The sequence below is a fragment of the Phycicoccus sp. Soil748 genome, from assembly GCF_001428025.1.
In the GTDB taxonomy this organism is placed as follows: Bacteria; Actinomycetota; Actinomycetes; order Actinomycetales; family Dermatophilaceae; genus Pedococcus.
In genome coordinates, this window is sequence record NZ_LMSC01000005.1 from 423,745 (window position 1) to 435,817 (window position 12,073).

Annotated in this window: 11 protein-coding genes; 8 read left to right on the forward strand and 3 right to left on the reverse strand. The window is 73.5% G+C overall.

Translation table 11 applies throughout. From position 1 onward, the window contains the following. The first annotated feature begins 3 nt into the window (after positions 1 to 3). Positions 4 to 1,497, forward strand: coding sequence for a sensor histidine kinase (locus ASG70_RS04465; protein WP_056882622.1), 1,494 nt, complete (start codon positions 4 to 6; stop codon positions 1,495 to 1,497). A gap of 142 nt (positions 1,498 to 1,639) precedes the next feature. Here the strand turns inward: ASG70_RS04465 and ASG70_RS04470 are convergent, their stop codons facing one another. Then, positions 1,640 to 1,888 (reverse strand): WhiB family transcriptional regulator, encoded by a 249-nt coding sequence (locus tag ASG70_RS04470; RefSeq protein WP_056882623.1) that lies wholly within the window; start codon positions 1,886 to 1,888, stop codon positions 1,640 to 1,642. A gap of 438 nt (positions 1,889 to 2,326) precedes the next feature. Here ASG70_RS04470 and ASG70_RS04475 point away from each other — a divergent pair, with 438 nt between their 5' ends. After that, complete coding sequence (locus ASG70_RS04475) at positions 2,327 to 2,773, forward strand: hypothetical protein (RefSeq protein WP_235531332.1); 447 nt, start codon at positions 2,327 to 2,329, stop codon at positions 2,771 to 2,773. 1 nt (position 2,774) lies between these two features. On the opposite strand, the gene ASG70_RS04480 is transcribed toward ASG70_RS04475, so the two are convergent. Together ASG70_RS04480 and ASG70_RS04485 are read right to left on the reverse strand one after the other, a co-directional pair. Then, positions 2,775 to 3,188, reverse strand: coding sequence for a PPOX class F420-dependent oxidoreductase (locus tag ASG70_RS04480; RefSeq protein WP_200949182.1), 414 nt, complete (start codon positions 3,186 to 3,188; stop codon positions 2,775 to 2,777). Positions 3,189 to 3,197: 9 nt separating this feature from the next. Continuing rightward, complete coding sequence (locus ASG70_RS04485; protein ID WP_056882624.1) at positions 3,198 to 7,712, reverse strand: FtsK/SpoIIIE domain-containing protein; 4,515 nt, start codon at positions 7,710 to 7,712, stop codon at positions 3,198 to 3,200. Positions 7,713 to 7,874: 162 nt separating this feature from the next. On the opposite strand from ASG70_RS04485, the gene ASG70_RS04490 reads away from it, so the two are divergent. From ASG70_RS04490 to ASG70_RS04515, 6 genes are read left to right on the forward strand one after another with little or no spacing between them, the layout of a single operon-like run. Further along, complete coding sequence (locus ASG70_RS04490) at positions 7,875 to 9,101, forward strand: CpaF family protein (RefSeq protein ID WP_056882625.1); 1,227 nt, start codon at positions 7,875 to 7,877, stop codon at positions 9,099 to 9,101. A gap of 29 nt (positions 9,102 to 9,130) precedes the next feature. Then, a complete protein-coding gene (locus ASG70_RS04495) occupies positions 9,131 to 9,997 on the forward strand; it encodes a type II secretion system F family protein (protein WP_056882749.1) in 867 nt (288 codons plus the stop codon). Beyond that, the gene (locus ASG70_RS04500; RefSeq protein WP_200949183.1) at positions 9,994 to 10,947 is read left to right on the forward strand and encodes a type II secretion system F family protein; all 954 of its coding nucleotides are present in this window, start codon (positions 9,994 to 9,996) and stop codon (positions 10,945 to 10,947) included. Before ASG70_RS04495 ends, ASG70_RS04500 begins: the two co-directional genes overlap by 4 nt. 52 nt (positions 10,948 to 10,999) lie before the next feature. Next, positions 11,000 to 11,200, forward strand: a complete 201-nt coding sequence (locus tag ASG70_RS04505; RefSeq protein WP_200949184.1) for a hypothetical protein — start codon at positions 11,000 to 11,002, stop codon at positions 11,198 to 11,200. A gap of 3 nt (positions 11,201 to 11,203) precedes the next feature. Further along, positions 11,204 to 11,608, forward strand: a complete 405-nt coding sequence (locus ASG70_RS04510; RefSeq protein WP_082590085.1) for a TadE family protein — start codon at positions 11,204 to 11,206, stop codon at positions 11,606 to 11,608. After that, positions 11,605 to 12,072: a TadE/TadG family type IV pilus assembly protein gene (locus ASG70_RS04515; protein WP_235531333.1), complete on the forward strand. Its 468-nt coding sequence runs from the start codon at positions 11,605 to 11,607 to the stop codon at positions 12,070 to 12,072. The genes ASG70_RS04510 and ASG70_RS04515 overlap by 4 nt, the downstream gene beginning before the upstream one ends. Position 12,073 lies beyond the last annotated feature (1 nt).

Genomic DNA, 12,073 nt, shown 5'->3' on the forward strand with positions numbered 1-12,073 from the left:
TGCGTGCCCACGTTGAACGAGGTGCTCCACGCGTCGACCGACCTCGCCCCGGGCGAGGTGGAGTGGCTGCAGCTCCTCGTGGGGGACTGGCAGCTCATCTCCGACCTGTCGTTCGCCGACCTCGTCCTGTGGGTCCCGGGTGGCCTCGAGGGCTGGCTCGCCGTCGCGCACGTGCGCCCCACCACCGGCCAGATGGTGTTCTTCGAGGACGTCGTCGGCCGGCGCACGCACCGTGGGCGGCAGTCGCTGCTCGACCAGGCGTATGCCGACCGGCGCATCGTGCGCGAGCGCGACCCCATCTTCCGCGAGGACATGCCCGTTCGCGAGGAGGCCATCCCGGTGGTCAAGGCGGGAAGGGCGCTGGCGGTCATCACCCGCCACACCAACCTCGCCGCGATGCGCACCCCGAGCCGGCTCGAGCTGACCTACCAGGCCCTGGCCGACGCCCTCGCCCGGATGATCGCCGCGGGGGAGTTCCCCAACGTCTCCGCACCGACCGGGCAGCGTCGCGGCGCACCCCGGGTCGGTGACGGCGTGATCCGCCTCGACGTCAACGGGGTCGTCTCCTACGCCAGCCCCAACGCGCTGTCGGCGATCCACCGCCTCGGCCACGTCGGCGACGTCATCGGTGAGCTGCTGGCCAAGGTCATCGCCGACCTGCTGCGCGACGAGTCCCCGGTCGACGAGTCGCTGGCCGTCGTGGTCACCGGCCGCGCGCCGTGGCGCACCGAGGTGAGCTCCCGCGGGTCGAGCGTTTCCATGCGCGCCATACCCCTCACCGAGGGCGGCCAGCGCGTCGGCGCCCTGCTGCTGCTGCGTGACGTCTCCGAGCTGCGCCGCCGCGAGCGCGAGCTGATGACCAAGGACGCCACGATCCGCGAGATCCACCACCGGGTGAAGAACAACCTCCAGACCGTGGCAGCGCTGCTGCGGCTGCAGGCCCGGCGGCTTCCCGAGGGGGAGGCCGGGCGGGTGGCCCTGGAGGAGGCGGTGCGCCGGGTCGGTGTGATCGCCCTGGTGCACGAGACGCTCAGCCAGGGGTTCGACGAGGTGGTGGAGTTCGACGACATCGCCGTGCGCGGGCTGCAGGCCATCACCGAGGTGGCCAAGGTCGAGCACCCCATCTCGACCAAGGTCGTCGGCTCGTTCGGCAAGCTGCGTGCCGAGGACGCCACCGCGATGGCGATGATCCTGTCCGAGCTCGTGCAGAACGCGGTCGAGCACGGGTTCACCGGCTCCGCCGAGGGCACGATCTGCGTGGAGGCCCAGCGGTCCACCGACGACCGGGGTGACGAGCTGCTGTCGGTGACGATCAGCGACGACGGGGTGGGGCTGCCGTCCGACTTCCGGCCCGGCACCTCCGGCCTCGGCACCCAGATCGTGGAGTCGCTCGTGCAGGACCTGCGCGGCCGCATCGCCTGGGAGAAGGCCGAGCCGCACGGGACGCGGGCGCGGTTCGTCGCACGGCTGCGTCCGTTGGGCCGCGACGGCTCGTAGGCCGCCAGCGGCTCCCTGCGGCTGGCCGCGCTTCCTGCTTCAGGCGGCCGGGGGCGGCTCCGCGGGTCGCCGGCACGCACGAATGTGCCCCAGGTCGCGGGGTCCGCGTCCCGGGGCACGGGAGGTGTGGGGTGGTGGGGCCTCAGCCGGCGCGGCGGGCGCGGGCGTTGCGCCGCTTGAGGGCGCGGCGCTCGTCCTCGGACATGCCGCCCCAGACGCCGGCGTCCTGACCGGACTCGATGGCCCACTTCAGGCACGTGTCGACGACCTCACAGCGTCGGCAAACAGCTTTGGCCTCCTCGATCTGCAGGATCGCCGGGCCGGTGTTCCCGATGGGGAAGAACAGCTCGGGGTCCTCGTCGAGGCAGGCAGCGCGGTCGCGCCAGTCCATGGATCGTGCTCCTTGGTGTGCAGGGGGTTGCGCCGGCTCGGGAGCCCAGGGATGACGGGCCTCGGGGCACGGCGCGTCATTGCGGGGTGTGCAGGGGGACTTCTCGTGGCCGCGGGGCCGACCGGCTAGCCTAGCCGACCTGGTTTCGCCACGGTGAAACATGTGTGACTAGTCATTCTGGGGGGCCGGACACAGTTCTGCCAACGGCCCGTCTCATGTTTCTGTTCCAGCCTCACAGATCGAGACGCTTTTGGGGACCTCTTGGCCGATGCAACCGGCGCGTGACGGTGAGGTTTTGGTCACATTGCCCCCGATTGCCCCTTGGCAGACCTTGGCCTGGCCCCGAATGTCGCAGATGTCCCGGGACGTAGGTCCCCATCGCTGCCCCGCCGCCGATGGGTGGCCTCACGACCGGCGGCCGTGACTAGCCTTGCGGACGTGAACGACAAGCCCGCGTCGCCAGACCTCCCCTACGACCCTGTCGAGGGTCAAGGCGAGCGACACCCGGTACGCCGTGGGCGTGACACCGCGCGGGACGTCGCCGCGGCGGTGTGCGCCCTGCAGGCGCTCTCACTCGTGGGTTTCGTGGTCTTCTACCTCGTCGAGCTGGTGCAGGGTGCCGGCGACGACCCCACGCGGGTGGTCATGTCAGCCCTGCTGATCCTCGTCTTCGCCGTCGGCATCGGAGCGCTCGCGCGTGGGTGGTGGCGGGGCGCCAGCTGGCCGAACACGCCGACCATCGTCTGGAACCTGCTGTTGCTGCCCGTCGCCTGGAGCCTCTTCCAGGCCGACCGCCTCGTGGTGGCCCTGCTGGTCGGTGTGGTCGCCGTCGTCGGCATCGTCGCGGCGGTCCGCGCGGACACGACCGAACCGACCCAGGCGTAGCTCAGCCCGCGGTGGTGGTGCCCGGGGTGATGCGCAGCATCACGCGCTGAGGGCTGCCCCGTCGCAGGAGGCGCTCCATACCCATCACGATGCGGTACTCGAGGGCGTACTTGGGCCGGAGCACCTCGTCGAGCCGGCGCATGACGCCGTCCCCCTCGACGACCTCGGCCACGGCGGTCACCGTGGGGGCGTCGTCATCGACGGCGCCGCGCCGGTTGCAGGGCTGCAGCTCGACCACGTTGTTGTTGCGCAGGCGCTTGACCTTGCCGCTGCCGGCCGGGGTCGTCACCACCAGGGCGTCGCCGTCACGCCCGATCCAGACCGGGGTGGGGACCCTGACACCGTTCTTGCGGAAGGTCGTGAGCGAGACGAACTTCTCGTCGCCGAGGGAGTCCAGGGTCGTGGCGGTGGGCACGGGTCGACGCTACCCGGGCGCGGCTCTCGTCGCCCCCGGAGCGCCGGCGGTCGCTGGCCCCGGAGTGCGGCCGGTCGCTGGCTCGGAGGGCTGAGCGGTTGCCGGCCCGGACGGCTGAGCGGCTGCCGGCCCCGAGGGCCGGGCGGTCGGGAGGGCGACCTGCAACGGCGTGACCTCCCCGCGGAGCACGAGGTGGCCCCGACCGGGGCCTGCGCCACGGTCCACGGGGACTCGTGTGCCGAGCACCCCGCCCTGGGCGGCGGACGCGGCGCCGAGGAGCACGCCGGTGCGGTGGCGGGCGACCTCGACCACCACGCCGCGGTACATCGCCGACAGGGCTGCCGCGTCAGCACCCACGACCACCAACCCCTCGTCGCGGTCGACCAGGAGGAGGACCTCCCGCAGCACCTGTTCGACGGGGTGGTCGAGCAGCTCGTCGCCGGCGTCGACGACCACTGCGAGGCAGGGGTTGCGGCGACGGGCCACGACGAGGGCCTCGGGGTCCGCCCCGCACCAGGCGATGCGGTCGTCCTGGCGCAGGACGTCGAGGGGCCCCGACCGCGGCGAGACGACGGCCACCGTGTGCTGCTGGCGCAGCAGCTCCTGGGCCAGGTGGAGAAGCGTCGTGGACACTCCCGCGCCCCGCGCACCGGCGACCAGCCAGCGCCGTCCGTGCGTCCCGGGCCGCAGGCTCAGGGTCTGCCCCTCGTCCCCTCCGGCGCCCACCGCGAGTGCCCCCGCAGGCGTGCCGGTGCGGTCCAGGTCGTCCGCGCCGAGGCGGTCGGGGAGGGCGTCGACCCGCCACGGGAGGCGTCCCCCGGCACGTGTCGTGCGCTGGGGCTCGACGGTCGGGGGAAGTGCGAGCTGGACCTCCGCGCGGTCGTGCAGCCGCCCCCGGCCGGGCGGGATGGCCGCGCTGGTCATGGACTCCGGCACACCGGCGACGGCTGCGTCGCCACGATCGGTGAGTCGCAGTACCACGCGGTGAGCGGCTGCTGCCGCTCCGCGTCCGACGAGCAGGGACCGGTCGCCGGAGAGGAGCGCGGTCAGGCCCAGGCCGTCGCCCTCCCTCAGCACCGCGAGGAGCCGGTCGGCCAAGGTGCCCAGCGCCGGCACGCCCCCGCTGATCCCGGCTGCGTCGGTGTGGTGGACGAGCAGGTCCCAGTCGTCGACGAGCACGACCAGCGGCGGTGGTGCGTCGTCTGCGTCGTCTACGTCGTCTGCGTCCCACCAGTGCTGCATGGAGCTGTAACCCTGTGACTGCAATGCTTCTCGACGGCGCGCGACCTCAGCGGCAAGCCGGTCGACGAGACGTCCGAGCCTTGCACTGTCGGTCCACTCGACGTGTGCGCCCAGCTGTGGAAGGGCGGTGAGGGGCGACAGGCTGCCGCCGCTCACGGCATACAGGTGCAGCTCGGTAGGGCCACGTCGCGCGGCGAGGGCCTGCGCGGCCGTGAGCAGGGCGTTGGTGCGGCCGCTGCCGGCCGAGCCGACAAAGGCCCAGTGACCCGGCCGTCGGAGGTCGAGGTCGAGATGCTCCTGCGACTGGGTGTCGGGACGGTCGACAAGACCCAGCGGTACCCGGTAGCTGCGGTGCGGCGTCCCCGCCTGCACGTCGCGCGGCCTCTCCGGTGCCGCCCCGAGGAGCTCGGCGTGGTCGAGGTGGGTGGGCAACGGCGGCAACCACGCCGCGGGCGGGGGCGACGCGAGCAGCAGGTCGCTGGCGCCCCGTACGGCTGCGACGACGGCCGCGAGCTCTGTCGGTGCCTCGTCCGTACCCGCGCACGGCCAGGGCGGTGAGGCCGCGCCGAGTCCGAGCGGACGGACCCGGGGTCCGGCCAGGGTCTGCCGCGTCACCGGTCGTCCGACGTGCGCCGCCTGGAAGCGGACGAGGCCGCCGCCGCCCACGCGGGCGAAGGCGCGCCCCGGGAGGGACTGGTCGAGGGACGCCGCATCGGGGGCGTCGATGACGTCCTCGGAGTCGGCCCGGTCCCGCACCCGGAGGGCGATGCGCAGGTTGACGTTGGCCTTGATGTCGGCGGTCACGACGCCGGCCGGGCGCTGGGTTGCGAGGACGAGGTGGATGCCGAGGGAGCGGCCGAGGGCAGCGAGCCGGACGAGCCCGTCGACGAAGGCCGGCAGCTCCTCGGCAAGGGCCCGGAACTCGTCGATGACCACCACGAGCCTCGCGAGCGGTGTCCGACGGCCGGCTTCGCTGCCCTGGTAGGCGACGAAGTCGCTCGCGCCCGCCGCTGCCAGCAGGCGCTCGCGCCGGGTGAGCTCGGCGGTGAGCGACCTCAGTGCGCGGTCGGCGAGGGAGCCGTCGAGGTCGGTGACGACACCCGCCACGTGCGGCAGGTCGGCGCACTCGCGGAACGCGGCCCCGCCCTTGTAGTCGACCAGCACCAGGGACAGGTGCTCGGGGCGGTGGTGGAGCGCGAGGCTGGCGACGAGGGTCCGCAGCAGCTCGGACTTGCCCGCGCCGGTGGTGCCGGCCACGAGGACGTGCGGCCCGTCGGTCGCGAGGTCGACCCGCAGCGGCTCGCCGCCGCTGACGCCCAGGGGGACGTCGGTACGGTGCGGCGTGCGCTGCCACCGGGCTGCGAGCACGCTCGGGTCGACGTGCCCCTCCTGCGCTCCGGACGTGGCGGGCGTGAGGTCGCAGAGGGGGAGCAGCCCGGCGGAGGTCGGGAGGGCCAGCGCCGCTGCCACAGGGCTGGCGTCGCGCAACCCGGCGAGCGAGCGGCTCAGCCTGTCGCTCCACCAGGCGCCCACGCCGTCGAGGACGAGGTCCTGGTGTCGGTGTCCGCCGAGGTCCAGCAGCGGTGGCTCTCCACCACCGACCGCGAGCACCGCCCGGGCCTCCGCGGGCAGGCGGGTCCCGTCGCGGTCGAGGGCCAGGGTCACCACGCCGACGGCCGGACCATCCGCGAGGATCGTCCCGAGCTCCTGGTTGCCCCGGAACCGGGCGGCGCCGTCGACCACCAGCAGGACGCGCGAACCGGACCACGGTCCCGTCCGGCCGGGGCTCGTCGCCAGCTGCGCCCGCCGGGTTCGCACGATGTCCGCCAACGTCGCGAAGCACACCGCGGCGGTGTCCTGTGATCCTGGCGTGGCCGGCGCCGTACCGGTCGCCGCCGGACGTACGCCGCCGTCGGCGGTGCGGAGGTGGGGGAGCCGCAGCAGCCATCCCCACCGCTCGGAGGCGTCGGCGTCGGAGGTCACCACTGCCAGCTCGAGGTCGTGGGGTGAAGCCAGCGTCACGAGCCGGCCCACGACCTGCCGGGCCACCGGCGATCGTGACGCGACGTCGCCGCACACCCCGAGCACGCCGACCGCGTCCAGGGGGACCGTGCAGGGTGCATCGTGCAGCGTGGGGTGCTCGGGGCCGTCCTCCCCAGGAGGCCGCATGACGCGCACCCGGGCCGGCCGCGTGCACCGGCCGATGGCCACGGTGAGCAGGTCGGCGTCGGCGGCGCAGCGCTCCCACAACCGGTCGGCGGGGCCGGAGGCGAGCGCCAGCAGTGCTGCGGGGTCGGGGTGGGACCGCCTGGCGGCGCGCACCTCGGTGGCGCAGGCATCGTTGACGCGCCCCTGTGCCTCCCGCAGCAAGGTGGCGTGGTTCGCCAGCTGTGCCTCATGGGTCCGTCGCGCGCCCCAGCGGTCGCTCAGTGCGCTCCCGACCATGATGACCGGACCCATGAGGGCGAACGCCAGCATCGTCGGGCCGAGGAACACCGCCATCACGCCCGCCACCGGTATCGGCAGCAGCACCGCCACCCACGGCACCCGGAGAGGGCGGGGAGGTGATGGCGGGGTCGGCAGGGCGAGGGCAGGCGCGGCCTGGTCGTCGCGGACCCGTGGCCGGCGGTTGACGGCGCGGGTGCCGTCAGCCCTTCTCATGGTTGCCGCGGGGATGCTCGGTCGCACCCCGAGCACGAGGCTGCTCGCGCCCACGGCCAGCGCCGATCCGGCAGTGAAGGTGACGGCCACCTCGCCGAGCCGACGGCCGTCGAGCAGCGACCCGTTCGTCGAGCCGAGGTCCCGTACGGTGACGCCGTCGGGCCCCACCTCGATCTCCGCGTGCAACCGGGACAACCCCCCGTCGTCGAGCCGCAGGTGGGCGGCGGGGGAGCGGCCGACGAGGTGTCGCCCGACCGGCAGCTCGCGCACGTGGCCCGCGTCCGGCCCGTGGGTCACGGCGACGGTGACCGGTGTCCGCGGACGGCTGCTCGACGTGCTGGCGGCGGCCAGCCTCGGGTCGTCGGCGGTGGTCAGCACGAGCGCGGCACCGTCGACCAGCGGTGGCAGACCGACGACCGCCTCGTCGTCCACGACCGTCCCGGAGACCGCCAGGACTCGGTCGACGTGTGGGTCCTCGGGTGCCGCGAGGGCGCGCACCAGCTCGCGGGTCGTGCACCCCTCGGGGGCCTGCACCTCGACCTCGTGCACGCCGCCGGTGTCGCCGTCCGTGGACCACGGCGGCGCGCCGGCCCGGTAGGCCACGGTGAGGTGCAGTCGCATGCCGCGACGGTAGGGAGCGGGGCCGACGCCGCGGCCCGGTTTTCCACCCCTGTGGATCACGGCGGGCGCGGTGTGGTGATTCGCCCTAGTATGCGCTGACATCCGAGTTCGGGGACGACGGCCCAGCGCCGTCGGAGCTCAGTGGCACAGGGGGAAGGGACGATGACGGACGCGGTCATGACCGTGGAGTCCGAGGTGCGGGAGCTGATCAGGCGGTCAGGTCTCGACCCGGTCCGCGACGTGCGCCAGCTCGACCGGCTCGTGCGTGACGCGGTGGCGGACTACGACGAGCGGTCGCTGCACGGCGGGCTGCCGACGCTGCCCGACATCGAGGACGCGGTGAAGTCGGTCGTCGACGCCGTCGCGGGTTTCGGGCCGTTGCAGCAGTACTTCGACGACCCCGAGGTCGAGGAGATCTGGATCAACGAGCCGACCAAGGTGTTCATCGCCCGCGGTGGCGTCGCCGAGCTGACGACGACGTTCCTCACCGCCGACGGGGTGCGCGACCTGGTGGAGCGGATGCTCAAGACGAGCGGGCGCCGGGTCGACCTCTCCAGCCCGTTCGTCGACGCGGTGCTGCCCGACGGCTCCCGCCTGCACGTCGTCATCCCGGACATCACGCGCGCGCACTGGAACGTCAACATCCGCAAGTTCGTCGTGCGCGCCTCGCACCTCGGCGACCTCGTGGGGCTGGGCACCCTCACCCCGCAGGCGGCCGCCTTCCTCGGGGCTGCGGTCGCGTCCGGCCTCAACATCCTCGTGGCCGGCGGCACCCAGGCCGGCAAGACCACCCTGCTCAACTGCCTCAGCTCGGCGATCCCTGCGCGTGAGCGCGTCGTCACCTGCGAGGAGGTCTTCGAGCTGAAGATCCCGCTGCGCGACGTCGCCTCGATGCAGTGCCGCCAGCCGAGCCTCGAGGGCACCGGCGAGATCCCGCTGCGACGACTGGTCAAGGAAGCGCTACGCATGCGGCCGTCGCGCATCATCGTCGGCGAGGTGCGCCAGGCCGAGAGCCTCGACCTGCTGATCGCCCTCAACAGCGGGCTTCCGGGCATGTGCACGATCCACGCCAACAGTGCGCGCGAGGCGATCACGAAGATGTGCACCCTGCCGTTGCTGGCCGGCGAGAACGTCGGCAGCCGCTTCGTCGTCCCCACGGTGGCCGGCTCCATCGACATCGTCGTCCACGCCGCCCTCGAGCACGACGGGGTGCGCCGGGTCCGTGAGGTCGTCGCGGTGCCCGGGCGCGTGGAGGGTGACGTCGTCGAGACCGCGGACCTGTTCGTGCAGCGCGATGGGGTGCTGCGTCGCGCCGACGGCTTTCCCCCGCACCCGGAGCGCTTCCGCCGAGCGGGGTACGACGTGGCCGCCCTGCTGGCGCAGGAGTGAGCGCCGTGAACCCCCTCGCCGAGCTGCACGTGACCGGCAGCCTGCTCGGGTTGCTGCTCGGGTGCGGCGTGTTCTGCATCTGGTGGTCGGCGTGGGTCCCTGCCCCCTCGCGGCCCGAGTCCCGGCGACCCTCGGTCGGCGACCGCCTCGCGGACCAGCTCGTCCAGGCCGGGTACGCGACGATGGGCCCTCGGGCGCTCATGACGGGGTGCGTCGTGGCGTTCTCCCTCGTCCTGGTGACCGTGTTCGCCATGACCGGGGTTGCGCCGGTGGCCCTGTGCTTCGCTGCGATGGCCGGGTACGCGCCGGTTGCCCTCGTGCGGATGCGCGCCCGGCGGCGGCGAGCCAGCCTTCGTGAGCTGTGGCCCGACGCGGTCGACAACATCGCGTCCGCGGTCCGCGCCGGCCTGGCCCTTCCGGAGGCGCTGGTGCAGCTGGGCCGGCGTGGGCCCGAGGAGCTGCGTCCGGCCTTCGAGGCGTTCGCCGAGGACTACCGCGCGACGGGGAGGTTCCACGAGAGCCTCGACGCGCTCAAGGAACGGCTGAGCGACCCGGTAGGTGACCGCCTCGTGGAGTCGCTGCGCATCGCCCGTGAGGTGGGGGGCAGCGACCTCGGCCGCCTGTTGCGGACCTTGTCCACGTTCCTGCGCGAGGACAGCCGGACGCGCGCCGAGCTCGAGACCAGGCAGGGCTGGACGGTCAACGCCGCCCGCCTGGCGGTCTCCGCGCCCTGGATCGTCCTGGGCATGCTGTGCACCAGACCGGAGTCGGTGGGCGCCTACAGCAGTGCCACGGGCGCAGGCGTCCTGCTCGCCGGGGGTGCGGTGTCGGTGGTGGCGTACCGGCTCATGATCCACATCGGCCGCCTGCCCGAGGACGAGCGGGTGCTGCGATGACTGCGTGGCTGGGAGGCCTGCCCGTCTCGTGGTCCGGGGCCGCGGCAGGGCTGGGACTGGGTCTCGGGCTCGTGCTCGTCTGGGCCGGCGCCCCGCGCAACCGCCGTGCGACGCTCGACCAGCGGGTGCTGCCCTACCTGCGCGACGCGCCACGCCCCTCGCGACTGCTGTCCACCCGCCCGGTCGGCGGCACCAGCGCCCTGGGGGTGCTCGTGCACCCCGTGGTTGCCGACCTCGGGCGTCGGGTCGAGCGTGTCCTCGGAGGCTCGGCATCGGTGCGCCGACGGCTCCAACGAGCCGGCCACGCGCCCGACGTCGAACGGTTCCGGGCCGAGCAGGTCCTGTGGGGCGCGGTCGGCCTCGTGGTCGGCCTGTTCGTCGGCGGGTTGTTGTGGCTCGGCGACCACGGCTCGGTCGTGCCTGCCGCCGTGGTCACGTTCGTCGGCGCGGGAGTCGGCGTGGTGGCCCGCGACCAGTGGCTGAGCCGCGAGGCCAACCGCCGCGAGGAGCGGATGCTCGTCGAGTTCCCCACCATCGCAGAGCTGCTCGCGCTCGCCGTGGGCGCCGGGGAGGGTGCCGTCGGGGCACTGGAACGCGTGTGCCGGCTCTCCCACGGGGAGCTGTCTGCCGAGCTCGGGCGCTGCCTGGCGGATGCCCGCGCTGGGGCCAACCTGCCCACCGCGCTGCAGGGCCTCGCCGATCGGACCGGTCTGGTGAGCCTGGCCCGGTTCGTCGACGGCATGGTCATCGCGGTCGAACGCGGCACCCCGCTCGCCGACGTCCTCCGCGCCCAGGCCCAGGACGTCCGCGAGACGGGACGCCGGGCGGTGATGGAGGCGGGCGGCAAGAAGGAGATCGCGATGATGGTCCCCGTCGTCTTCCTGGTGCTGCCGGTCACCGTGCTCTTCGCCGTCTACCCGGGGTTCTCGTTCCTGCGGTTCTCCCTCTGAGCACCCTCGAGCCCCATGCCATGCGCCCCAAGCCTCCACGAAAGGAAGACTGATGACAGTCCTGACCCGCGCGCTCACCCGCGCCCAGCTCGCGCTCGAGGCCTCCGTCCGGCGCAGCGAACGGGGTGACGTCCCCGGCTGGGTGATGATCACGCTCATGACCGCCGGGCTCGTCGCCGTGCTGTGGACCGTCGCGGACGAACAGCTGCGGTCTCTGTTCTCCCGAGCGATGACCAGCGTCACGGGTCCCTGACCGATGGGGCGGGCGCCGGAGCGCTGCAGCCACCCGGGCCGGGAGTCCGGCGCTGCCGTGGCCGACTTCGCCATGGTGTCGGGGCTGGTCGCCGTGTTGTTCGTCGCGGTGTTCCAGGTGGGGCTCGCCCTCCACATCCGCAACACGCTGATCTCCTGTGCCTCCGAGGGCGCCCGCGTGGGAGCGCGTGCGGGTGCAGACCCGGCCGACGGTGTCGCTCGGACCAGACAGCTCATCGGACAGTCCATGTCCCCGCGCTTCGCGCAGGACGTGACCGCCGACGTGGTCGTCGTCGATGGGGTGCGGGTCGTCGCCGTACGCGTGACCGCGCCCCTTCCCGTGCTCGGTCCGCTCGGCCCCGACCGTGCCCTCGACGTCGTGGGCCACGCGTTCCTGGAGGACCAGTGATCCTGTGCCTGCGGCGGACCCTGGCGCGCGCAGCTCGTCGTGGTGAGGGCGGCAGCGCCCTCGTCGAGTTCGTCTTCCTCGGGGTGCTGCTGCTCGTGCCGTTGATCTACCTCGTGATGACCTTGGCCCGCCTCCAGGCCGGGGCGTATGCCGCGTCGACCGCGGCCCGCGAAGGAGCGCGGGGCTTCGTCACGGCGACGTCCGAGGACTCCGCCGAGCCCCGCGCCCGTGCCGCCGCGCAGCTCGCCTTGGAGGACCAGGGCTTCCTGCCCGCCGACGGCACCGTGAGCCTGGGGTGCGACGGCGACCCGTGCTTGCGGCCCGAAGGACGCGTCGAGGTGCAGACGACGGTGCGGGTGCCGCTGCCTTTCGTACCCGTCTTCGCGCGCGACGTCGTGCCTCTGGAGGTGCCCGTCTCCGCGACCCACGTCGGCGTCGTCGACCGGTTCAAGGAGGCGCCGTGAC